21 protein-coding genes are annotated in these 21,463 nt (G+C 66.5%); 11 read left to right on the top strand and 10 right to left on the bottom strand.

The features are described 5' to 3' along the window. Positions 1-19: 19 nt before the first annotated feature. Together ACOI2T_RS25750 and ACOI2T_RS25745 are read left to right on the top strand one after the other, a co-directional pair. Positions 20-901: a dihydrodipicolinate synthase family protein gene (locus tag ACOI2T_RS25750; RefSeq protein ID WP_409505999.1), complete on the top strand. Its 882-nt coding sequence runs from the start codon at positions 20-22 to the stop codon at positions 899-901. Between the two features lie 32 nt (positions 902-933). Further along, on the top strand, positions 934-1,689 hold the full coding sequence (locus ACOI2T_RS25745) for a YggS family pyridoxal phosphate-dependent enzyme (RefSeq protein ID WP_409506000.1): 756 nt from the start codon (positions 934-936) through the stop codon (positions 1,687-1,689). Positions 1,690-1,697: 8 nt separating this feature from the next. On the opposite strand, the gene ACOI2T_RS25740 is transcribed toward ACOI2T_RS25745, so the two are convergent. Then, the gene (locus tag ACOI2T_RS25740; RefSeq protein ID WP_409506001.1) at positions 1,698-2,669 is read right to left on the bottom strand and encodes an NADPH:quinone oxidoreductase family protein; all 972 of its coding nucleotides are present in this window, start codon (positions 2,667-2,669) and stop codon (positions 1,698-1,700) included. A gap of 83 nt (positions 2,670-2,752) precedes the next feature. Here ACOI2T_RS25740 and ACOI2T_RS25735 point away from each other — a divergent pair, with 83 nt between their 5' ends. Together ACOI2T_RS25735 and ACOI2T_RS25730 are read left to right on the top strand one after the other, a co-directional pair. Continuing rightward, positions 2,753-3,841, top strand: coding sequence for an NAD(P)-dependent alcohol dehydrogenase (locus tag ACOI2T_RS25735; RefSeq protein ID WP_409506002.1), 1,089 nt, complete (start codon positions 2,753-2,755; stop codon positions 3,839-3,841). A 41-nt stretch (positions 3,842-3,882) separates the two neighbouring features. Next, on the top strand, positions 3,883-4,806 hold the full coding sequence (locus ACOI2T_RS25730; RefSeq protein ID WP_409506003.1) for an alpha/beta fold hydrolase: 924 nt from the start codon (positions 3,883-3,885) through the stop codon (positions 4,804-4,806). Here ACOI2T_RS25730 and ACOI2T_RS25725 read toward each other — a convergent pair. Beyond that, positions 4,799-6,151, bottom strand: coding sequence for a flavin monoamine oxidase family protein (locus tag ACOI2T_RS25725; RefSeq protein ID WP_409506004.1), 1,353 nt, complete (start codon positions 6,149-6,151; stop codon positions 4,799-4,801). The genes ACOI2T_RS25730 and ACOI2T_RS25725 overlap by 8 nt on opposite strands. A 28-nt stretch (positions 6,152-6,179) precedes the next feature. Between ACOI2T_RS25725 and ACOI2T_RS25720 the strand changes: the two genes are divergently transcribed. Both ACOI2T_RS25720 and ACOI2T_RS25715 read left to right on the top strand, forming a co-directional pair. Continuing rightward, the gene (locus ACOI2T_RS25720) at positions 6,180-7,151 is read left to right on the top strand and encodes an LLM class F420-dependent oxidoreductase (RefSeq protein WP_409506030.1); all 972 of its coding nucleotides are present in this window, start codon (positions 6,180-6,182) and stop codon (positions 7,149-7,151) included. Between the two features lie 44 nt (positions 7,152-7,195). Continuing rightward, positions 7,196-8,683 carry a flavin-containing monooxygenase gene (locus ACOI2T_RS25715; protein ID WP_409506005.1) on the top strand — a complete coding sequence of 496 codons (1,488 nt, stop codon included), beginning with the start codon at positions 7,196-7,198 and terminating at the stop codon, positions 8,681-8,683. 90 nt (positions 8,684-8,773) lie between these two features. On the opposite strand, the gene ACOI2T_RS25710 is transcribed toward ACOI2T_RS25715, so the two are convergent. Next, positions 8,774-9,514 (bottom strand): helix-turn-helix domain-containing protein, encoded by a 741-nt coding sequence (locus tag ACOI2T_RS25710; RefSeq protein ID WP_409506006.1) that lies wholly within the window; start codon positions 9,512-9,514, stop codon positions 8,774-8,776. A gap of 45 nt (positions 9,515-9,559) precedes the next feature. On the opposite strand from ACOI2T_RS25710, the gene ACOI2T_RS25705 reads away from it, so the two are divergent. Further along, positions 9,560-9,925 (top strand): DUF4345 domain-containing protein, encoded by a 366-nt coding sequence (locus ACOI2T_RS25705; RefSeq protein ID WP_409506007.1) that lies wholly within the window; start codon positions 9,560-9,562, stop codon positions 9,923-9,925. Between the two features lie 273 nt (positions 9,926-10,198). Here the strand turns inward: ACOI2T_RS25705 and ACOI2T_RS25700 are convergent, their stop codons facing one another. Beyond that, the gene (locus tag ACOI2T_RS25700) at positions 10,199-11,314 is read right to left on the bottom strand and encodes an Rv3169 family protein (protein WP_409506008.1); all 1,116 of its coding nucleotides are present in this window, start codon (positions 11,312-11,314) and stop codon (positions 10,199-10,201) included. After that, the gene (locus tag ACOI2T_RS25695) at positions 11,315-12,451 is read right to left on the bottom strand and encodes a phosphotransferase family protein (RefSeq protein WP_409506009.1); all 1,137 of its coding nucleotides are present in this window, start codon (positions 12,449-12,451) and stop codon (positions 11,315-11,317) included. A gap of 45 nt (positions 12,452-12,496) precedes the next feature. Between ACOI2T_RS25695 and ACOI2T_RS25690 the strand changes: the two genes are divergently transcribed. Genes ACOI2T_RS25690 through ACOI2T_RS25675 form a run of 4 tightly spaced genes read left to right on the top strand, consistent with a single transcriptional unit; the run spans position 12,497 to position 15,268 of the window. After that, positions 12,497-13,102, top strand: coding sequence for a TetR/AcrR family transcriptional regulator (locus ACOI2T_RS25690; RefSeq protein WP_409506010.1), 606 nt, complete (start codon positions 12,497-12,499; stop codon positions 13,100-13,102). 33 nt (positions 13,103-13,135) lie between these two features. Beyond that, positions 13,136-13,540, top strand: a complete 405-nt coding sequence (locus ACOI2T_RS25685; RefSeq protein WP_409506011.1) for a YybH family protein — start codon at positions 13,136-13,138, stop codon at positions 13,538-13,540. Next, a complete protein-coding gene (locus ACOI2T_RS25680; RefSeq protein WP_409506012.1) occupies positions 13,537-14,211 on the top strand; it encodes a PIG-L deacetylase family protein in 675 nt (224 codons plus the stop codon). Before ACOI2T_RS25685 ends, ACOI2T_RS25680 begins: the two co-directional genes overlap by 4 nt. Positions 14,212-14,230: 19 nt before the next feature. Beyond that, complete coding sequence (locus ACOI2T_RS25675; protein ID WP_409506013.1) at positions 14,231-15,268, top strand: zinc-dependent alcohol dehydrogenase family protein; 1,038 nt, start codon at positions 14,231-14,233, stop codon at positions 15,266-15,268. Here ACOI2T_RS25675 and ACOI2T_RS25670 read toward each other — a convergent pair. The 5 genes from ACOI2T_RS25670 to nuoK form a co-directional block, all read right to left on the bottom strand. Continuing rightward, on the bottom strand, positions 15,265-16,032 hold the full coding sequence (locus tag ACOI2T_RS25670) for an enoyl-CoA hydratase (protein ID WP_421874731.1): 768 nt from the start codon (positions 16,030-16,032) through the stop codon (positions 15,265-15,267). The genes ACOI2T_RS25675 and ACOI2T_RS25670 overlap by 4 nt on opposite strands. Before the next feature lie 95 nt (positions 16,033-16,127). Then, positions 16,128-17,693: an NADH-quinone oxidoreductase subunit NuoN gene (gene nuoN / locus ACOI2T_RS25665; RefSeq protein ID WP_409506015.1), complete on the bottom strand. Its 1,566-nt coding sequence runs from the start codon at positions 17,691-17,693 to the stop codon at positions 16,128-16,130. A 2-nt stretch (positions 17,694-17,695) separates the two neighbouring features. Beyond that, positions 17,696-19,282 carry an NADH-quinone oxidoreductase subunit M gene (locus tag ACOI2T_RS25660; RefSeq protein WP_409506016.1) on the bottom strand — a complete coding sequence of 529 codons (1,587 nt, stop codon included), beginning with the start codon at positions 19,280-19,282 and terminating at the stop codon, positions 17,696-17,698. Then, positions 19,276-21,156, bottom strand: a complete 1,881-nt coding sequence (gene nuoL, locus ACOI2T_RS25655; protein ID WP_409506017.1) for an NADH-quinone oxidoreductase subunit L — start codon at positions 21,154-21,156, stop codon at positions 19,276-19,278. Before nuoL ends, ACOI2T_RS25660 begins: the two co-directional genes overlap by 7 nt. A 7-nt stretch (positions 21,157-21,163) precedes the next feature. Beyond that, a complete protein-coding gene (gene nuoK, locus ACOI2T_RS25650; protein ID WP_036428167.1) occupies positions 21,164-21,463 on the bottom strand; it encodes an NADH-quinone oxidoreductase subunit NuoK in 300 nt (99 codons plus the stop codon).

The raw sequence follows: 21,463 nt of genomic DNA, 5'->3' as shown, positions 1-21,463 counted from the left end.
AGCCGAAAGAGAGAAATAAATGTCCACGAACGAAATCCACGGCATCCTCGCCTATCCCGTCACGCCGTTCACCGCGGACAACGACGTCGACACCGGAAAATTGGCCGCACTCGTCGAACGCCTGGTGGCCGATGGCGCGCACGGGATCGTTCCGCTCGGCAGCACCGGCGAGTCCGCCTACCTCACCGAGGCCGAGTTCGATGCCGTCGTCGACACCACGATCGGCGTGGTGGGCCGTCGCGTGCCGGTCATCATCGGCGCGTCCGATCTGACCACCGCCAACACCATTCGTCGCGCAAAGTATGCCGAGCGCGCCGGTGCCGATGCGGTGATGGTGGTGCCGATCTCGTACTGGAAGGTGTCGGAGCGTGAACTGCGTCAGCACTATGCGGCGCTCGGCGCAGCCATCGGCATTCCCATCATGGTGTACAACAACCCGGCGACCAGCGGCATCGACATGAGCCCTGAACTGCTGGTGTCGATGTTCGACGACATCGACAACGTGACGATGGTCAAGGAATCGACCGGAGATCTATCGCGCATGCAGCGGATCGCCGAGCTCAGCGACGGGCAGCTGCCGTTCTACAACGGCAACAACCCGTTGGCGCTCAAGGCATTCAACGCGGGGGCCAAAGGCTGGTGCACCGCGGCGCCGAACCTGCGCCCACAGCCCTGTCTCGACCTCTACGAGGCGGTCCGGGCCGGTGACGGCTCACGTGCTGAAGCGTTGTACGAGGAGATGCGGCCGTTGTTGGAGTTCATCGTGGCCGGCGGGCTGCCGACGACGGTCAAAGCCGGCCTCGAGCTGCTCGGGCAAGGTGTGGGCGATCCGCGCCCGCCGCTGCTCCCGCTCGACGACGACGGCCGGGCACAACTCAGCCGTCTGCTGACCACCGCGTAACCCGGACGGCTGGCCGGAGGAGAATTCGGTTCATGAGTCACCCGACCGCTTACCCGCAGGCTCGCACCGTCGCCGACTTCGCCCACAACCTCCGTGAGGTCGGTGAGCGGATCGAGGCGGCGCTGCAGCGGGCCGGCCGCGAGCCCGGTGACGTGCGGCTGTTGCCGGTGAGCAAGACGGTCGACGAGGATCGGCTGCGACTCGCGGCCGCCGCCGGATGCACGATGTTCGGGGAGAACAAGGTGCAGGAGGCCAAACGCAAGTGGCGCAACCTGTCCGACCTCGACGTGCAGTGGTCGGTGATCGGCCACCTCCAGACCAACAAGGCCAAAGACGTCGCGGAGTTCGCCGCGGAGTTCCAGGCGCTCGACAACGCGCGGGCGGCGCAAGCCCTCGACCGGCGCCTGCAGGCCCTGGGTCGCTCTCTAGACGTCTTTGTCCAGGTCAACACCTCGGGTGAGGACTCGAAATACGGCTTGGCGCCCGACGACGTGATCGGGTTCCTGCGGACACTGCCGACCTACAGCGCGCTACGCGTTCGCGGGCTCATGACCATCGCCGTCTTGAGTTCCGATGTCGAGCGCATCCGGCCCTGCTTCGTACTACTGCGCAAGTTGCGCGATCACGCACGCGAACTCGACGTCGTCGGACCCGGCGAACTGTCGATGGGTATGTCCGGTGACTACGAGGTCGCGATCGAGGAAGGCGCGACGTGCGTGCGGGTCGGGCAGGCGATATTCGGCGCCCGCGCGACTCCGGACAGCCACTACTGGCCCACGAGCCAATAGCACCGGACTCACCGCAGCTTCAGCACCACCTTGCCCTTGGCGGTCCGATTCTCAAGGGACGCAATGGCTTCGGCGGCCTGTTCCAGTGGATACACCTCGGGTTGCGGTGCCGCGACGGCTCCGGAGGCCAACAGCGGTTCGAGCTCGGCCCACTGCTCGGCGAGGTAGCCGGGGTGCGAGAAGCTCCACGCACCCCAACCGGCACCGACCACGTCGACGTTGTTGAGCAGTAGGCGATTGACCTTGACGGTGGGAATCTCACCACCGGTGAAGCCGACCACCAAGAGTCGCCCGCCGACCGCGAGCGAGCGCAGGGAATCGGTGAAGCGGTCACCGCCAACGGGGTCGAGGACGATGTCGACGCCCCGCTCACCGGTGAGTTCTTTGACCGCGTCGCGAAAACCGTCGGCCAGAACCACGTCGGAAGCTCCTGCGCTCCTGGCGATTTCGGCCTTCTCCTCGGTGGACACCACCGCGATGGTGCGTGACGCGCCCAGCGCGGGCGCCAGTCGCAGCGCCGAGGTACCGATGCCACCGGCCGCGCCGTGCACCAAAACCGTCTCGCCCTGCGCGAGTCTGCCGCGGGTACGCAGCGCGAACTGCACCGTCAGGTCGTTGAACAGAATGCCCGCACCGGCCTCGAACGACACCGCATCGGGCAGCTTGAACACCCGATCGGCAGGTAGCGCAACCACTTCGGCCATCCCGCCGGACAACATCGTCAGACCGAGTACCCGGTCACCGGCCGCCACGTGCGCATCGGCCGGTGCAGTGCGCACCACGCCGGCGATCTCGGCACCCGGGCTGAACGGCAACTCCGGCTTGTACTGGTAGAGCCCGCGGGTCAGCAGCGCGTCGGGAAACGCCACCCCGGCGGCGTGGACGTCGATGACGACGGCGTCGTCGCCTGCCGGCTCGTCCACGTCGGCCACCTGCACCGCATCGGGACCGTCGAGGCGGGTGATCAGTGCTGCACGCATGAGGGCCTTCCTGTTGTCGTCGTGCCACATTCTGCCCGGAACCGATTGTGACAGGTGTCAAGTTTGTCGCTTAACATCACCGGATGCTCACTGCCCGCGCCGCGGTCCTGCTCGACGCCGGAGCCGATCCGCAATTGACCGACGTGCAGATACGCCCGCCGGTCGAGGACGAAGTGCTGGTCAAGATCGATGCGGTGGGCATCTGCCACACCGACGTCAGTGTGGCTGCACGCTTCCGCAAGCTGCCGATGGTGTTCGGACACGAGGGAGCGGGGACTGTCGTCGAGGTCGGCCCCAAGGCGCAGCGGCGGGTTGGCGAACGGGTGGTGCTGACCTTCGCGAGCTGCGGAGCCTGCACGAACTGCGTCGCGGATCGTCCGGCCTACTGCGACCAGTCCACGGACCTCAACATGCGTGGCAGCCGCCGCGACGAGTCCAGCGCGCTGCGGCTTGACGGTGCCCCGATCGGCGGCGGATTCTTCGGCCAGTCCAGTTTCGCCACGTACGCGATCGCCCGAAGCCGCAACGCCGTCGTCGTACCCGAATCGATCGATCCCGCGCTGGCCGCCCCGCTCGGCTGCAGTGTGCAGACCGGCGTCGGCGCGGTGCTCAACGTGCTCGCATCTCGACCCGAGGACGCGGTCGTCGTGTTCGGCGCTGGCGCGGTCGGTTTGTCGGCCGTCATGGGCGCCCGCATCGCGGGGTGCCGGACCATCGTCGCGGTCGATCCGATCGAGCAACGACGTACGCTTGCAACAGAATTGGGCGCGACCGCGACCGTCGATCCGACTGCCACCGATGCCGCGGCTGCGGTGCTCGAGTTGACCGGGGGAGCGGCGGGCGCCGTGGACACCACTGCGCGGCCCGACGTCATCGCGTCGGCCGTCGCGGTGTTGCGATCCCGCGGGACGCTGGCGCTGCTGGGCCTGGGCGCACTGACCGCCGAGCTTCCGGTCGCCCTCATCATGGGCCGGGGCCTGACGGTGCGCGGGGTGGTGGAGGGCGACAGCGAGCCGCACACCTTCATCCCGCGACTCGTCGATTTCTACCGAACTGGCGAACTGCCGCTCGACAAACTGGTCACGTCGTACCCCTTCGGCGACTTCGACCGGGTGTGGGCCGCCGCCAAGGCCGGTGAGGTGGTCAAACCAGTGTTGGTTACCGAGCGGTAGGATCGCACGACCAGGCAATGAAGCCGATGAACGGAGCAGCCATGTCTCTTCCCCAGCTACCTTCCGGGCGCACCGTGGAGGTGCGTGCCGTCGACGGGGTCAAGCTGCACGCGCAGGTGTTCGGGCCCGAGGACGGCTATCCGGTCGTGCTCGCACACGGCATCACGTGCGCCATCGAAGTCTGGGCTCATCAGATCGCCGACCTGGCCGGTGATTACCGGGTCATCGCCTATGACCACCGCGGGCACGGCCGCAGCGAGACGCCCCGCGGCCGCAACCGCTACAGCCTCAATCACCTCGCCGCCGACCTGGACGCGGTGCTCGACGCCACGCTGAAGCCCGGCGAGCACGCCGTCATCGCCGGTCACTCGATGGGCGGAATCGCGATCACGTCCTGGTCTCAGCGCTACCCGAACCGGGTTCGGTCGTGCGCGGATGCCGTCGCCCTGATCAACACCAGCACCGGCGACCTGCTGCGCGACGTCCAGCTGGCCCAGGTACCCGCCCGCCTCACAGCGACCCGGATCCGCACCGCCGGGACGGTACTACGGACGTTCGGCAGCACCCGTATGCCGAAGATGGCCGAGGGACCCAACAAGCGCTTCGTCGCGCAGCTCGCGGTCGGCCGGGACGCCGAGCCGTGGGTCGCCGACTTCGTCTACCAGCTGTTCGCCGCGACCCCGCCGGCCGGGCGCGGCGCCTGGACGCGCGTACTCGTCGACAACCTCGGCCCCAAGCACATCTCGCTGCGCAACCTCACGGTGCCGACGCTCGTGATCGGCAGCGCGAAGGACCGGTTGCTGCCGATCAACGCGTCACGGCGCATCGCCGCCGACGCCCCCAATCTGGCCGGGTTCGTCGAGCTGGGTGGCGGGCACTGCGCGATCCTCGAACGCCCCGACGACGTCAACGCCCAACTGCGGTCACTGACCGAGTCGGTGACGGCCGCGCAGCGGATCAGCTAGCCAGCCGCTCGGCCACCTCGACGGCCGCGCGCCGGCCGGACCGTACGGCGCCGTCGAGGAATCCGGTCCAGGCGTCGGCCGTTTCGGTGCCCGCCCAGAAGATTCCGTCGACGGGTGTGCGCAGCCAGCGCCCGTAGGTGGTCCAGGCCAGGGGCGGCACCGCCGCGGTAGGCCCGCCTGGCGCGAATTCTTCTGTGCCCCAACAATGATCGATGTAGTCGATGGGATTGAGCGCGGCGTCGCCGAACAACGCCGCGAAGCCGGCGAGTGCCTGCTCGCGGCGCTGCTCGGACGGCAGCTCGTCGAACGACCGGGAGTCGGTGAAGCCGAGCAGGATGCCCGGGCCGTCGTCGCCGGGACTGACGTCGAACGTGATGAACACCGGACCCTCGTCCGACAGCGCCTCGCCAGAACAGCCGTTGGCGCGCCAGTACGGGCGGTCATACGCCGCGTACGCCTTGCTCAGGCTGCCCTGCGGCCAGTGCGCCGCCAACTTGTCATAGTGCTCGGGCAGCGGCGGGTCGAACTCGATACCCGAGCGGTGTTGCGGTGCGATCGCCACGATCACCGCCCGAGCGCTCACATGGCCGTCCGAGCAGCTGACGGCCACCGTCCCGTCGGCGAGCCGCTCGATCCGCTCGACGGGCGCCTTCAGCACGACGCGGTCGCCCAGCTCATCGGCCATCCGCACGGCGATCTTCTGGGTGCCCTCGGGGAACCGGTCCTGCTGCGCACCGCCCCTGACGTCGAGCAACCGGTCCAGCCCGCCGGCAGCCTTCACGTAGCGCACGGCGTGCAGCATCGACACCGCCTCCGGTTCGGCGCCCCACGTGACCCGCGACATGATCGCCATCAGATTCCGCGTCGACGCGCTCGCATGCAACGAGCGCAGCCACCGTTCCAAGCTGATCTTGTCGAGCTTGTGCGCCTGGGGGCCGCTCCATGGCTCGTCGACGCGGATACCGCGGCACAAGCGCTCGAACCGCCACTGGATGCGGGACACGTCGAGCAGTTCCAGGATCGACAGCCGCGGGATCGTGCTGCGGTAGGACCGCACCTTGCCGTGCCAGCGGATCAAATTCTTACCGCGGCTGTAGGTGGGGACGGTCTGGCAGCCGAGCTCGGCCGCCAGGGCCAGTACGGCATCCTGTGTGGGGCCGACGAACGTGCCGCCCAGATCCACCGGCACCCCGGCGATCGTGGCGGTCGACGAGCGGCCACCCACCCGGTCGCGGCCCTCGAGCACCACCACCTTGTGGCCGAGGCGGACCAATTCGCGGGCGGCTGAGAGCCCGGCGAAGCCTGCTCCCACGATGACGACATCGGCACTCGGTGGAATGCTCACGTGACTAGGCTCTCACGGCGTGAAGGTCATGACGGCGTTGTTCGGGCCGATGGATGCAATTGAGCGGGCGCAAGCACTGCGAGAGGCCGGGGCGAGCGGGGTGTTCACGTTCGAAGGCCCGCACGATGTGTTCGCGCCGCTGACACTGGCCGCCACGGTGGGTGGCCTCGACCTCATGACCAATGTGGCAATCGCATTTCCGCGCAATCCGATTCACCTGGCGCACCAGGCGATCGACCACCAGCTGCTGTCCGGCGGCCGGTTCACCCTCGGACTGGGCACGCAGATCCGCACGCAGATCGAAAAACGGTTCGGCGCCGACTTCGACCGGCCGGTGGCCAGAATGAGCGAACTGATCGGGGCGCTGCGCGCCATCTTCGCCGCGTGGCAAACCGGCGAGCGGCTTGATTTCCGCGGCGAGTTCTACCGGCACACGCTCATGACGCCCACGTTCAGCCCCGGCGCGAACCCGTACGGGCCGCCACCGATCTACGTCGGTGCGCTCGGGCCTCGGCTCACCCGGGCCACCGCCGAGTTGGCCGACGGCCTGCTGGTGATGCCGTTCGGCTCCAAGCGCTTTTTGAACGAGGTGACGATGCCTGCGGTGCGTGCCGGCCTGGCCGCGGCCAATCGCGATCCGGACGCCTTCGCCGTCGTGCCGGAGATCATCGTGTCGGTCGGCGACGACCACGACGCCGCACGACGGCTGCTGGCGTTCTACGGGTCCACCCCGGCGTATCGGCCGGTGCTCGACGTGCACGGCTGGGGTGAGTTGCAGCCCGAGCTGAACGCGCTGTCCAAGCAGGGCCGCTGGCTGGAGATGGGTTCGCTGATCGACGACAAGGTGCTGCACACCATCGCGGCGTGCGGTAGCCCCGCCGAGATCGCCGCACACATCGCCGATCGCGTCGCCGGTGTGTCCGATCGGATCTGTCTGTATCAACCCGGTCCGATCGCGGTGGATTCGCTCGCGCAGATCGTTGACGCGCTGGCCACCTGAGCACCTAATGTGGTGGTACGCAGCGGGACCAAAGGAGGTTCGCCATGGGTGCCAACGAGCCGGGAGACCCGGAGTATTCGGACGTGCTCATCATCGGCGCGGGGATATCCGGATTGGGCGCGGCCTACCGCATCCACGAGAAGTGCCCGGGGTTGACCTACACGCTGCTGGAACGCCGTGCGCGCATCGGTGGCACATGGGACCTGTTCCGCTATCCGGGCATTCGGTCCGACAGCGACATTTTCACGCTGAGCTACCCGTACGAGCCGTGGACCCGGCCCGAGAACGTGGCCGACGGCGCCGATATACGCGAATACCTCACGCAGACGGCTCACAAGCACGGCATCGACCGTCATATCCAGTTCAACACCCATGTGCTGTCGGCGGATTGGGACTCGACCACCGACACCTGGACCCTGCACACCGAACGGGACGGTGAAGCCAAGGACTACCGCGCGCGGTTCGTGTTCTTCGGTACCGGCTATTACAACTACGACGAGCCGTACACCCCGGAGTTCCCCGGCATCGAGAACTTCCGCGGCGACGTCGTGCACCCGCAGTTCTGGCCCGAATCGCTGGACTACACCGGCAAGCGTGTCGTCGTCATCGGTAGCGGCGCCACGGCCATCAGCCTGATCCCGGCGCTCGCCAAACAGGCCGGGCACGTGACGATGCTGCAGCGCTCACCGACCTACATGATGTCGATGGCCCGGATCGACCCGATGGTGCAGGCCATCCGGAAAATATTGCCGCGCAGGCTGTCTCATCAAGTCGTGCGGTTCCGCAACGCGATGGTGCACGTGTTGATGTACTTCTTCTTCCGTAAGGCGCCCAAGGCGGGGCGGTGGCTGATCCGCAACCGGAACACCGCCGCGCTGCCGCCGGGCTACCCGGTCGACGTCCATTTCAAGCCGCGCTACAACCCATGGGATCAACGCATGTGCCTTGTCCTCGACGGCGACCTGTTCGAGCACATCAGCGACGGCCGCACCGAAGTGGTGACCGATCACATTGACCACGTCGACGCCGACGGCATCGTCCTCAAGTCCGGCAACCGCATCGACGCCGACGTGATCGTCACCGCCACCGGCCTGCAACTCCAGGCACTCGGCGGTATCGCACTGCGGGTCGATGGCACCGAGGTCAAGCCGACCGAACGGTTCGTCTACAAGGAATTCCTCCTCGAAGATGTCCCGAACATGGCGTGGTGCATCGGATACACCAACGCGTCATGGACGCTGCGCGCCGACATGACGGCACGTGCCGTCGCTAAGCTCTTGGCGTACATGGGTTCTCACGGCTACACCCATGCCTACCCACACAAGGGCGCGGTACCCATGCCGGAGAAACGGACGTGGGACCTCGAGGCGGGTTACATCCAGCGATCCGAACATGCGTTGCCGCGCTCCGGCACCCGACGTCCATGGCACGTCCGCCACAACTACATCCTCGATGCCATCGACCACCGGTTCGACCGCATCGAGGAGTCGATGGTCTTCGGCCGCGCCCCCGCCGCGCAGTCCGTCGCTTAGTTTTTTCTGGGTGCTTGGCACCTTGGCACCGCGAGCGACCGTGTTTGTACGCCGACACGCCGCAAATTCCCGGCATTCAGCGGTCGCTCGTCAGGGTATCCGGACCGCCAAACCCGTCGCGAGAAGCTGTGTCGCAGAAAGTCCGAACGTCGTCTTGAACCGGTCGGCGAGGTGCGATGGGCTGGCGAAGCCCGCCTCGACGGCGGCAGTGGTGAGGTTTCGCCCGGCAGCGATCTCGGCCCCCGCCCGTAATAACCGACTCCACAGCCGGTAGCGACGCAGACTCGAACCGATCTCCTGTCGGAACAGATGCAGGAACCGCGATTCGGACAGTCCCGCCGTCGCCGCCAACTCGCGGGCCGACACATCAGCAGCGAGATCCTCTCGAATCTGCTTGGCGGCCAACTCAATACGCGGATCGATATCGTGCACCGCCGATGGCGCAGCCGTGTCCAACCAGCGCAGTGCGGCACCGTCGTCGTCCGGTGGTACCAGCAGCAGGTCCTCGGCCCGGTGGCCTACCCCGATGCCGTGATGCGTTGCGTCGAACTGCTCCCGGCACGATGCCGCGCGGTGTGAGGCCGGATCCAGGTAGCAGGACACGAGGGGTCCGGTCATCACGAGGTGATGGGTCAATCGCGGTGGGATCAGCACCGTCCGCGCGACGACCGTCTCGCCATCGACAATCACCGTCAACGGCGCGTCGACGCCTACCGCCAGACACCACACCGATCCGGAGTGCGGTTCCAACCCCAGGCCGGGCCCGGAGTAAAGAGCCTGCCCCGGCCACAGCCACACCGCCGGATAGCAGGTTTGTGGAAGCGCTGTCATGGATTCAGTCTGCATGCTGATCGGACAACTGATCAGGAGGCTACCGTGGTTATCGCAGTGATCGTCGTCGTCGGGGTGTTCTTCCTCGGCATGGGTGTGTATGCGTTGGCCGCTCCGCAGGCGATGCTGCGTCCGTTCGACTACACGCTCAAGACGGGGGCGTCTCGTGCGGAAGTGCGTGGTGTGTATGGCGGTTTCGGCCTCGCGATCTCGGCGGTGTTGGTCTATGCGGCCGCCACACCGGGGGACATACGGACGGGGATACTCGTTACGGTCGGCGCTGCCCTGGCCGGAATGGCAGTCGGCCGCAGCGTCTCGGCGGTCTTCGATGAACGGACCGCGTTCTACCCCAACTGGTTCTACTGCCTGGTCGAGATCGTCGGCGCGGCAGCGTTGCTCTGGGCGGCGTGATGGCTTGGGCGAGTGTGTTTGGGGCTTGGCGCGGTTGTCACGCCAGAGTGACGCGGGTGGTCGAGGGCCACGCTGGCGTGACAACGGGCGCGGGATAGGCCCGCCGAGCGCATGCTTAGCCCGCGGTTGTCACGCCAGAGTGACGCCGGCAGCCGAGAGCCACGCTAGCGTGACAATCGGCGGGGAAGTGACAATCCGCGGAAAAGTGACAACCGGCGGGGAAGTGACAAGCCACGCTGGCGTGACAATCCGCGGGAACTCACAATCGCGCAGCTAAGGCGCGACCGTCAACCAGTCAGCAAAACCTGACGGATCATGCCGCCCGAGCGCGCCATGCTCGAACAGCCCCCAACCCTCGGCGCGCGGAGCATCGCCTTCTGTGCACACCGCACGGCCGACATGGTCGATGACGCCGAACCCGGACCGGCCGATGATCGCCGGATCGTTCATGTCGTAGGTGAGTCGCTCGGTGAACTTCTCGCCCTTCCACACGCCGTGAATCCAGTCGGAGTCGCCGCCGTAGCCGCCGCCTACGTGAATCGGCACGGGCAGTTTGGATTCCACGTCGAACCGGACGGGCGAACCGTCGGCTGCGGTGGCGTCGATCGTGGCCCCGGTGGGAATACGAGTTCCCGACCGGTAGTGAATCTTGATGCGCGGCCAACCAAGCTGCTCGATACGGCCGTCCTTCCAGATCCTCGTGCAGTCGTTGAGCGATCGGAACCCGTTGGGCTCCTCCTGGATGATGATGACGATCGAGAACTCGTCGAACGCCATCGGCACGTACAGCCACCACATGCCCTCGAATGGCGGATCGGCGGGTCGGCCCGCGGGCTCGGCCTCACCGATCGGGCGGATGCCCCATGACCGGTCGCGTGATCCGATCCAGCTGGCGGGGTCGACGGCGATGCGCTCGCCGTCGATTGTCAAATGTCCGCTCCACGAACCCAATTGAGCGAACCGCTGAGCGTTCAAGGTGACCCGGTTGCCCGAGCGCAGGATGTGTGGTTGTTCCTGGACGACGTCGAACAACCCGCTCCACGTGAGATCGGCAGAGATGCCCTCGGTCTCGTCGAGCGTGATGCGCAGCTTGTGCAGCGGTTGCTCGACGTCGACGCGGTAGCCCATCACGTGCTGGTTGAGCCGGTCCTGGTCGATCGCATCGGACAGATGCACAGCGGTCTGGGTGTCGCCGCGGCGCACCAGCAGAAACGCATCCTTCACCCCGAGGTTCGGGTAATAGCCGATGCCCGTGATGACGAAGATGTCGCCGGTGCGGTCGTGGGCGTTGAAGTATGAGCGGTCGTAGAAGTTCCGGTCCGACGAGCCGGGCCACGCGATCGGCTGCGGAACCTGGTGTACCGGAAACTCATCCATCGGGCCGAGCATCTAGGACTCCTCGATCAGTCGGCGCAGCAGAGACGCGTGGTAGAAGGTCGACTCGACGTCGTCGGGCTTTTCCATCTCGCCGAACCGCACCCTGCGGGCCGACGTTCGCATGAACACGCAACACCAGATCACCCCGGAGTAGATGTAGAACCACTTCAGGTCGCCGAGCCGTGCGCCGGTCAGTTCCTCGTAGGTGGCCCGCACATCGTCCTCGCGCATGACATCGGGCAGTCCCGGCAGCCCGGCCAAGCCGGACAGTTCCTGGAACACCATGTGCGCGAAGATGATCCAGGCCACGTCGAGCTCGCGGGGACCGACGGTGGCCATCTCCCAGTCCAGCACCGCGACCGGCCGGAAGTCGTCGTATAGCACGTTGCCGATGCGTGAATCACCCCATGCCAGCACCGGTTCGGAGGCGGCGACGTCCTCTGGGAAGTGGTTGTCGAGCCATGTCAGCGCCTGTTCGACCAGCGGGGAACGCCCGATGTCGGGAACGGAGAACTCGTACCATTCCTTGAGCCAGCCGAAGTGCCGGTGCAGCGGGGTGTCGCCGGGCGGGTCCACTTCGGTGAGGAACCCGAACCGGTTCTGCGCGTCGGGAATCGAATGCAGCTTGGCGAGCACGGCAACAGTGCTGTCCTGAAGTTCGCGACGCCGTTCGGCCGGTGCGTCGAAGAACCAGTTGTCGCCGAACGTATAGGGCATCACGTCGGGCGGCACGACGCCGTCGACACGGTCCATGAGGAAGAACGGCGTCCCCAGCACCGCGCCGGTGGTCTCCAGCCAGCGCACCCGGGGGACCGGGACGTCGGTGAGTTCGGCGACCTGACGCATCAGCTCGAATTGGTGATCGAGCCGGTACGACGAGAACACCGGCACGTCCTCGTCGGTCGGTGCGACGCGCGCGACGAGGCGCTGCTCGACGGCCGAGCCGTCCTCGTCCCAGCGTGCGGTGAGCAGAATGGTCTCCGACGACATGCCGTTGGAATCCACCCCGCTCTCGACGGTGACCTGTGGGTTCGCCCCGCCGGGCAACACCGTCGAGAGCCAGTCCGCCAGAGCGATCGGCAGGGTGGTGACGTCGCGACTCGAATGCTGCAGGCGGCTGACATCTTCGACAGCCGGTTCATGTGCCATGCGATTCTTCCTTACGACCGCAATTACGATACTGTTAGTAGCGTTATGAAAGCAGAGCCATCAATCGTTGGCAAGACTGCCGGCGCAGGACGTCCCCGCGACCCACGTATCGACGCTGCCATATTGCGCGCCACCGCGGATCTGCTTGTGGAAATCGGTTATTCGAACGTCACGATGGGCGCCGTCGCCGAACGGGCCCAGACCACGAAGACAGCGCTGTACCGGCGCTGGTCGAGTAAGGCCGAGCTCGTCCACGAAGCGGTGTTCCCCGCCGCCCCGACCGCGCTTGCCACGCCCGCCGGCGACATCGCCGCCGACGTCCGCGCGATGATCGGCGCGGCTCGCGACGTGTTCACCAGCCCGGTGGTGCGCGCCGCGTTGCCCGGGTTGGTGGCCGACGTCGCCGCGGATGACGATCTCAACGCCCGGGTGATGGGTCGGTTCACCGACATGTTCGCCGCCGTACGGGAGCGCATCGTCGACGGCATCGCACGCGGCGAGGTCCACGCCGACGTGGACCCCGATCGGCTGGTCGAGATCATCGGCGGGGCCACCATGCTGCGGATGCTGCTGTGGCCCGATCGGGACCTCGACGACGACTGGGTGGCGCAGACCTCGGCGATCGTCGTGCACGGCGTCACCAAGGGTTGACCTCAATCACTGTTCAGGTTCCACACTGGACGTGTGAACGCGAAAGATGAACAGGACATCAAGGCCGTCATCGCCGCGACCACCGATTTGTGGATCGCGCACGATATGGACCGGTGGGGTGAATACTTCACCGACGACGCCGACTTCGTCGCGCACAGCGGGCGGTGGTGGACCTCGCGGGACGCCAACGTCGCCGGCCACAAAGACGTCCCGGAATCCGTTGTCGCACAGAAACGCAACTACCGCCAGCAGGTCGTCTCGGTCGCCGACGTGGCGCCGGGTGTCGTGCTGGTACACACGCACTGGTCTTGGCCCGACCATGTGCAGCCCGGAGCGGATGCGCAGGACCGGTCCGGCATCATTACCTACGTAATGGTCAAGCGGAACGGCCAGTGGCTGATCCGCGCCGCCCACAACACCCGAGTGAGCCAGCCATGAATATCCAGCCCTTTCCGACAGATTGGCGCACCGCACTGGTCCTGGTGCCGCATCCCGACGACCCCGAATACGGAATCGGTGCGGCCGTGGCGAAATGGACGACTGAGGGCAAGTCCGTCCATTACGCGCTCGCATCACGCGGCGAGGCCGGTATCGCGGGAATGCCCGCCGAACAGGCCGGTCCGATACGCGAAGGTGAGCAGCGACGGTCCGCGGCGATCGTCGGGGTCGACGACGTCGTGTTCTGGGACTTCCCGGACAGCGCCATTCGCAACACTGCCGAACTGCGCGCCAAGATCGCCGAAACCATCACCGCGATCGCTCCCGATCTCGTCATCACCATTTACAGCGGGCCGAGTTGGGCTCCCGACGCACCGAACCAGAGTGATCACATCGAGTTCTCGCATGCCGTCGCGGCGGCTTTTGACAGCTTGGCCGCCCCGCCGCGGTGGCTGTTCGAGAACGGTCCGGAACCCACCCACGGGGAGGTGATCGACGACTATGTCGACGTCGCCGTGGAGTCTCTTGCCGCGCACAAGGTCTACCTGGAGGTCCTCGACCCCGGCACGCCCGTCGTCGAGCAGGCACGTCGGCAGGTGGACATGTCGACACCGAAGAGCTCCGAATTGGGCGGGCGCATCGCCGAGTTCATCCTCAAGCGACACCGCTGAGCGAACGTACGATCAGACGGTGCGTGCAGTCGTCTATCCCGATGTCGGCGTGGTACCGGCAGTTGTCGACGTGGCCGACCCGGAGTGTGCCGACGATGGGGTGATCGTCGAGGTGGCGGCCACGGGGGTGTGCCGTTCGGACTGGCACGCCTGGCGCGGACACGATCCCGTTGAGTTGCCGATCATTCCCGGCCACGAATTCGCCGGTGTGATCGCGGCGGGGGGCGCCGACGTGTCCGGCTGGCGGATCGGCGATCGGGTGACCACACCGTTCGTGCTCGGGTGCGGCTGCTGCGAATTCTGCCTGGCCGGTGACGCGCAGGTGTGTCCCGATCAGCTGCAGCCCGGTTTCACCCTGGCGGGCACGTTCGCGCAACAGGTAGCGGTACCGCGCGCTCAGTTCAACCTCGTGCGCCTGCCCGACACCGTCTCGTTCGTCGCGGCAGCGTCGCTCGGGTGCCGGTTCGCCACATCGTTCCGCGCGGTGGTGACACACGGACGGGTGCAGCCGGGACAATGGGTGGCGGTCCACGGCTGTGGCGGGGTTGGTTTGTCGGGGGTGATGATCGCGAAAGCGTTCGGAGCCAAGGTCATCGCGATTGACGTCAGCGCCGAGGCGCTGGCGATCGCTGGGCGCCTCGGCGCCGACGAGCTCGTCAATGGCAACGAAACCCCCGACACGGCAACCGAAATCGTGCGGCGAACCGGTGGCGTGCACATCGGGATCGATGCCGTCGGCCATCCCGCGCTCGCCGCGGCGTCGGTTTCCTCACTGCGCCGACGCGGCCGGCACATCCAGGTAGGTCTGCTGCTCGGCGCGGCCGCCCAGACCGCGTTCCCGATGGACCGGGTGATCGCGCAGGAGTTGGCGATCCTCGGATCGCACGGGATGCCTGCCGTCGACTATCCCGCGATGCTCGAACTCCTCGCGTCGGGTGCCCTGGACCCCGAGCAATTGGTGACACGCCGGATCGGGCTCGACGGCGCCGGTGCCGCACTGGCGGATATGGACAACCCTGCCGGGCACGGCATGACCATCATCGAACCGGGCGCTTAGCCGCCGATCTGGTTCTTGTTGCGTTGTGCGACGGCCCGGTACTGGTCGCCGAGGGCATCGAAGTCGCGTTTCTGGGCGCCGGCGATCTCTCGTTCGGCGGCCAGTGCGGGCGAGATGACGGGATCGGTGCCGCGCACGTAGATCTCCTTGAGTCCGGCCATGATCGGACCAGGCACCTCCGCGATCTGACCGGCCAGTTCGAGAGCCCGCTCCATGAGTTGCGAATGAGGAACCACCTCGGTCACCAGACCGAGGCGTTCGGCGCGCACCGCGTCGACAACCTCACCGGTCATCGACAGCCGGCGTGCCATCGCGGCCCCCACCACATGGGGAAGCCGAGCCGTCATACCGCCGCCCGGCAGGATGCCCACGCGAGCATGGGTGTCCGCGAACACGGCGTGCTCGGAGGCGATCAGGAAGTCACAGTCCAACGCCATTTCCAACCCGCCGGTGAACGTCGCACCGTTGATCGCGCCGACGATCGGTGTGCGCATCTGACCGGTCTTGGCGATGCAGTTGTGGGTCTGGAACCGCTCGAAATACTCGAGGCCGAGCGACTGCGCCTGCTTGAGGTCGACCCCCGCGCAGAAGGCGGGATCGGTTCCGGTCAAGACGACCGCCCGGACCGCCTCATCGGAATCGGCGGCATCGAGCGCCGAGTACAGCGCCTCGATCAACTCCGCGCCCAGCGCGTTACGCGCCTCCGGACGGTTCATCGTCACTACGCGGACGGCGCCGTGGTCGGCGGTGAGCACGATGGTCATGGATCGAACGTAGCCCTCGGTAGCACGACCAGACGCTAAGGCACCCTGGATTGCGCATTCCCGGGTGCCTGCACGTCTGCTCGCGCAGGGAAGGTTCAGCGCAGGAACGCCTCGGCGTTGTTGGCGAGGTCCAGCAATGGTTGTGGCAGTGCGCCGAGCGCGAAGGTGACTGCCGCGGTGACGGTGACGACGGCGGTCGTGAGCCCGCTCGGCACCACCACCTCGGGTGCGTCGTCGGGCGGGTCGGTGAAGAACATCAACACGATCACCCGGACGTAGAAGTAGGCTGCGACCGCGCTGGCGATCACGCCGACGATCACCAACGGAATCGCCCCGCCTTCGCCCGCTGCCTTGAACACCGCGAACTTGCTGACGAATCCGCTCGTCAACGGGATACCGGCGAAGGCGAGCAGGAACAACGAAAAGACCACGCCGACAAGCGGATAGCGACGGCCGAGCCCTGCCCACGCCGACATCGCGGTCTCCTCGTCACCGGCGGCGTTGCGCACGAGCCCCACCACCGCGAACGCGCCGAGTGTGCTGAACCCGTAGGCGAACAGATAGAACAGCGTTGACGACACCCCGGCGGCGTTGGCGGCGATCACGCCGGTGAGGATGAAGCCCGAGTGCGCGACGGCCGAATACGCCAGCATGCGCTTGACGTCGTTCTGGGTGACCGCGGTGACGGTGCCGACCACCATGGTCAGGATCGCGATCGCCCACAGCACCGGCCGCCAGTCGTCGCGTAGCTGCGGGAGCGCGACATAGAAGATGCGCAGCATCGCACCGAACGCCGCGATCTTGGTGGCTGCCGCCATGAACGCGGTGATCGCGGTCGGCGCACCCTGGTACACGTCGGGAATCCACGAATGGAACGGCACCGCGCCGACTTTGAACAACACCCCGACCAGCAGCAGACCCACACCGATCAGCGCCAGCGGTGTGTTGCCGGCACCGGCATCGACCGCGTCGGCGATTCCGCCGAGGTCCAGCGTGCCCGAGTAGCCGTACAGCATCGCCGCGCCGTACAGGAAGAACGCCGACGAGAATGCGCCGAGCAGAAAGTATTTGAGTGCCGCCTCCTGTGACAGCAGCCGGCGCCGGCGGGCCAGCCCGCACAACAGGTACAGCGGCAGCGACAGTACCTCGAGCGCGATGAACATGGTCAGCAGATCGTCGGCCGCCGGGAACAGCAGCATGCCGCCGATCGCGAACATGGTCAGCGGGAACACTTCGGTCTGCATCACACCGGTCTTGGTGGCGAGCTGTTCGGCAACGCTGCCGGCCACCGCCGAGGCCTGCGGCGTGAACCCGTCCAAACCTCGTGCACCGTCGGCTGTTTGGCTGACCTTCTCTCGTTCGGCGATCAGCAGGATTCCGAGAATGCCGACCAACGCGATCGTGCCTTGCAGAAACAGCGCAGGCGCGTCGAGCACGACCGCGCCCAGCACCGCCGGCTTGCCCGCCGTGCCGTGCAGGTCGCGGGCCACCAGCACCACGGCCACCACTGCGGCGACCAAACCGCCGAGGGCGATGGTCACCTGGGCGGGGTAACGGGCTTGGCGGGGTGCGAACGCCTCGATGAGTACGCCGAGGACCGCCACGCCGAACACGATCAGCATGGGGGAGAGCAGGCCGTATTCGATACTGGGTGTGACCATGTCTAGCGTCCCCCCTCTGCCACGGTCGGCGCACTCGGCGGTGGATCGGTCTCACCGATCGTGGTCATGGTGTGCTCGACGGCCGGGTTGATCACGTCGAGTGCGGGCTTGGGGTAGATGCCGAGCACGAGCAACAGGGCGATCAACGGTGCCACCACGACGAGTTCGCGCGGCACCAGATCGCGGATCCGGTGCTCACCGTCCGCGAGGCCGTCGCGCACCGGGCCGGTCATCATCCGCTGATAGGTCCACAGGATGTAGACGGCCGAGAGTACGAGGGCCGTCGCGGCGAACACCGCGAGAACCGGGTATCGCGTGAATGTCCCGATGAGAACCAGGAACTCGCTGATGAACGGCGCCAGCCCGGGCAGCGAGAGGGTGGCCAGACCGGCGACCAGGAAGGTCCCGGCCAGCACCGGCGCCACTTTCTGGACTCCGCCGTAGGCGTCGATCAGTCGGGTGCCACGCCGGGACACGAGGAAGCCGGCGATGAGGAACAGTGCGGCCGTGGAGATTCCATGGTTGACCATGTAGAGCGTCGAACCGGACTGTCCCTGGCTGGTCATCGCAAAGATGCCGAGGATGATGAACCCGAAATGCGATATCGACGTGTAGGCGATCAACCGCATGACGTCGACCTGACCGATCGCCAGGATTGCGCCGTACACGATGCCGATCACCGCCAACGTGATCACGACGGGACGGAAATACGTTGATGCGTCCGGGAACAACTGCAAGCAGTAGCGCAGCATGCCGAATGTGCCGACCTTGTCCATGATCGCCATCATCAGCACCGCACTGGCCGGCGTGGCCTCCACTGCCGCGTCCGGCAGCCATCGGTGGAACGGCCACAGGGGTGCTTTGACGGCGAACGCGAACATGAAGCCGAGGAACAGGAAATTCGCGACGGCCGGGCTGATCACCAACTCACCGGACGAGACAGCTGCGACGATCTCACGGAAGTCGAACGTCCCTGACGCGAACGCGTCGCTGCCCGCGGTCACCACGTACAGCCCGATCACCGCGGCCAGCATGACCAATCCGCCGAACAGGTTGTACAGCAGGAACTTCACGGCCGCTCTGGACCGGTTCTCGCCGCCGAAGCCCCCGATCAGGAAGTACATCGGGATGAGCATCGCCTCGAAGAACACGTAGAACAACAGGATGTCCAGCGCCACCAGGGACATGAGCACCAAGCCCTCGACGGCGAGCGTGAGCGCAAGGTAGGCCTGCACCGACCGGCCCGCCAATCCGGACTGCCCGGCGGCGTCGTTCCAGCCGGCGACGATCAGCAGTGGCACCAGGACGACGGTCAGCACGATCAGAGCCAGTGCGATGCCGTCGACCCCTAGGATGTACCCCGTCCCGAACGACGGTATCCAGCGGTGGGATTCGACGAACTGATACTGCTCACCGGCCGGTTCGAAACCCACTGCGATCACAACGGTGAGGCCAAGGGCCGCCAGCGAGATTGCCAGTGCGAGCCACTTGGCCAATGCCCGCTGGGCAGCAGGCAACAGCATGACCACGGCAGCTCCGATGGTCGGGGTCGCCCACAACGCCGTCAGCCACGGGAAGGAATTCACCACAGTCGCACCGCCAGGATCGCCGCCACCACCAGGGCCGCACCGCCGAGCATCGACAGCGCGTAACTTCGGGCGAACCCGGTCTGCAACTGCCGCAGGCCGTTCGAGGTTCGGCTCACCAGTGCGGCCAGCCCACCGGCGGCGCCGTCCACGCCCTTGTCGTCGACCACCACCATCGCCGCGGTCAACGCCTGGCCACCCCGCATGAACACCGCCTCGTTGAATGCGTCGCCGTAGAGGTCGCGGCGCGCGGCCACGGTCAACTCCGAACCCTCCGGAACCTCGACCGGCACAGCCTGCTGCGCGTACATCCGGTAGGCCACGGCGATGCCGATCGCCACGACCGCGAGCACCACGATGGTGACGACCCATACCGGCACCGCGTGATGGGCCTCGTGTGCGCCGACGACCGGTTCGAGCCAGTGCGACAGCGTGCCGCCGATGGCCAGTGCGCCACCTGAGACCACCGAGCCGATCGCCAGCAGGATCATGGGCCAGGTCATGACGGCGGGTGCCTCATGCGGATGTGCGCCGTCGGCCCAGCGCTTTTCACCGAAAAAGGTCATCAGCATGACGCGCGTCATGTAGAACGCCGTGATGCCCGCGCCCAATATGGCCGCACCGCCGAGGATTACGCCGCGGACACCGCCCGCACCCAAGGCGGCCTCGATGATGCCGTCTTTGGAGAAGAACCCGGCCAGCGGCGGCACGCCGATGATCGCAAGATACCCCAGGCCGAATGTCGCGAACGTTATCGGCAGGGCCTTGCGCAGGCCGCCGTAGCGGCGCATGTTGACCTCGTCGTCCATCGCGTGCATGACGGAGCCGGCGCCGAGGAACAGGCCGGCCTTGAAGAAGCCGTGCGTGAGCAGGTGCATGATCGCGAAGGCGTATCCGGCCGGGCCGAGCCCGGCGGCGAGCACCATGTAGCCGATCTGGCTCATGGTCGAGGCGGCAAGGGCTTTCTTGATGTCGTCCTTCGCGCAGCCGATGATCGCGCCGAACAACAACGTGACTGCACCGACGAGCACGACGCCGGTCTGCGCGACCGGCGCCAGATCGAAGATGGGCCCCGACCGCACGATCAGATAGACGCCGGCCGTCACCATGGTGGCCGCGTGGATGAGCGCCGACACCGGTGTCGGACCTTCCATCGCGTCGCCCAGCCAGGACTGCAGCGGTACCTGTGCGGACTTACCGCAGGCGCCGAGCAGCAGGAGCAGCCCGATCGCGGTGAGTGTCGGTTCGCCGAGTGCCGGGGCGGATCCGAACACGGCGGCGAACGAGATCGAGCCGACGGAGGCGAACATGACCATCAGTGCGATGGCCAATCCCATATCGCCGACGCGGTTGACGATGAACGCCTTCTTGGCCGCGGTGGCGGCTGACGGCTTGTGCGACCAGAACCCGATCAGCAGGTACGAGGCCAGGCCGACACCTTCCCACCCGGCGTACAGGCCCAGGTAGTTGTCGGCGAGAACCAGCAGCAGCATGGCCGCGAGGAACAGGTTCAGATAGGCGAAAAACCTTCTCCGGTCCGGATCGTGGGCCATGTAGCCGACCGAGTAGATGTGAATCAGCGAGCCCACCCCGGTGATCAACAGCACGAAACACATCGACAGTTCGTCGAGTTGCAGGCCGAAGTCGACCTGGAGGCCGGCCACCGGAACCCACGAGAACAGATTCTCGTGGACCGCGCGGTCCTCCCCGTGGCGCCCCAGCATGTCGACGAACAACAACGCGCCCACGACGAACGACGAGAGCGCGGCGGCGCAACCCAGCAGGTGCCCCCACCGGTCCGCGCGCCTGCCCGCCAGCAGCAGGATCGCTGCGCCAGTGATCGGTAGGTCGATCAGCAACCACACTGGAAGTGACATGGCGCCCTTAGTTCTTCAGCAGACTGGCGTCGTCGACGGAAGCCGACCGGCGGGTGCGGAAGATCGTCATGATGATGGCCAGGCCGACGACGACTTCGCACGCGGCGACCACCATGGTGAAGAACGCCACCACCTGACCGTCGAGGTGGCCGTGCATACGGGAGAATGCCACGAAGGCCAGGTTGGCCGCGTTGAGCATAAGCTCGACGCACATGAACATCACGATGGCGTTGCGCCGCAACAGAACCCCCGCCGCACCGATGGTGAACAGCAGCGCCGACAGATACAGGTAGTTGTCGGGATTCAT

This window comes from Mycolicibacterium wolinskyi str. Jessa 2025 (assembly GCF_049241375.1).
Taxonomy (GTDB): domain Bacteria; phylum Actinomycetota; class Actinomycetes; order Mycobacteriales; family Mycobacteriaceae; genus Mycobacterium; species Mycobacterium wolinskyi.
This window is presented reverse-complemented; position numbering and strand designations above follow the sequence as displayed.

Coding starts and splice junctions, on each gene's coding strand:
- ACOI2T_RS25750 (WP_409505999.1), top strand. CDS start 20: ATGTCCACGAACGAAATCCACGGCATCCTCGCCTATCCCGTCACGCCG.
- ACOI2T_RS25745 (WP_409506000.1), top strand. CDS start 934: ATGAGTCACCCGACCGCTTACCCGCAGGCTCGCACCGTCGCCGACTTC.
- ACOI2T_RS25740 (WP_409506001.1), bottom strand. CDS start 2,669: ATGCGTGCAGCACTGATCACCCGCCTCGACGGTCCCGATGCGGTGCAG.
- ACOI2T_RS25735 (WP_409506002.1), top strand. CDS start 2,753: ATGCTCACTGCCCGCGCCGCGGTCCTGCTCGACGCCGGAGCCGATCCG.
- ACOI2T_RS25730 (WP_409506003.1), top strand. CDS start 3,883: ATGTCTCTTCCCCAGCTACCTTCCGGGCGCACCGTGGAGGTGCGTGCC.
- ACOI2T_RS25720 (WP_409506030.1), top strand. CDS start 6,180: ATGACGGCGTTGTTCGGGCCGATGGATGCAATTGAGCGGGCGCAAGCA.
- ACOI2T_RS25715 (WP_409506005.1), top strand. CDS start 7,196: ATGGGTGCCAACGAGCCGGGAGACCCGGAGTATTCGGACGTGCTCATC.
- ACOI2T_RS25710 (WP_409506006.1), bottom strand. CDS start 9,514: ATGACAGCGCTTCCACAAACCTGCTATCCGGCGGTGTGGCTGTGGCCG.
- ACOI2T_RS25700 (WP_409506008.1), bottom strand. CDS start 11,314: ATGCTCGGCCCGATGGATGAGTTTCCGGTACACCAGGTTCCGCAGCCG.
- ACOI2T_RS25695 (WP_409506009.1), bottom strand. CDS start 12,451: ATGGCACATGAACCGGCTGTCGAAGATGTCAGCCGCCTGCAGCATTCG.
- ACOI2T_RS25690 (WP_409506010.1), top strand. CDS start 12,497: ATGAAAGCAGAGCCATCAATCGTTGGCAAGACTGCCGGCGCAGGACGT.
- ACOI2T_RS25680 (WP_409506012.1), top strand. CDS start 13,537: ATGAATATCCAGCCCTTTCCGACAGATTGGCGCACCGCACTGGTCCTG.
- ACOI2T_RS25670 (WP_421874731.1), bottom strand. CDS start 16,032: ATGACCATCGTGCTCACCGCCGACCACGGCGCCGTCCGCGTAGTGACG.
- nuoN (WP_409506015.1), bottom strand. CDS start 17,693: ATGGTCACACCCAGTATCGAATACGGCCTGCTCTCCCCCATGCTGATC.
- nuoL (WP_409506017.1), bottom strand. CDS start 21,156: ATGTCACTTCCAGTGTGGTTGCTGATCGACCTACCGATCACTGGCGCA.
- nuoK (WP_036428167.1), bottom strand. CDS start 21,463: ATGAATCCCGACAACTACCTGTATCTGTCGGCGCTGCTGTTCACCATC.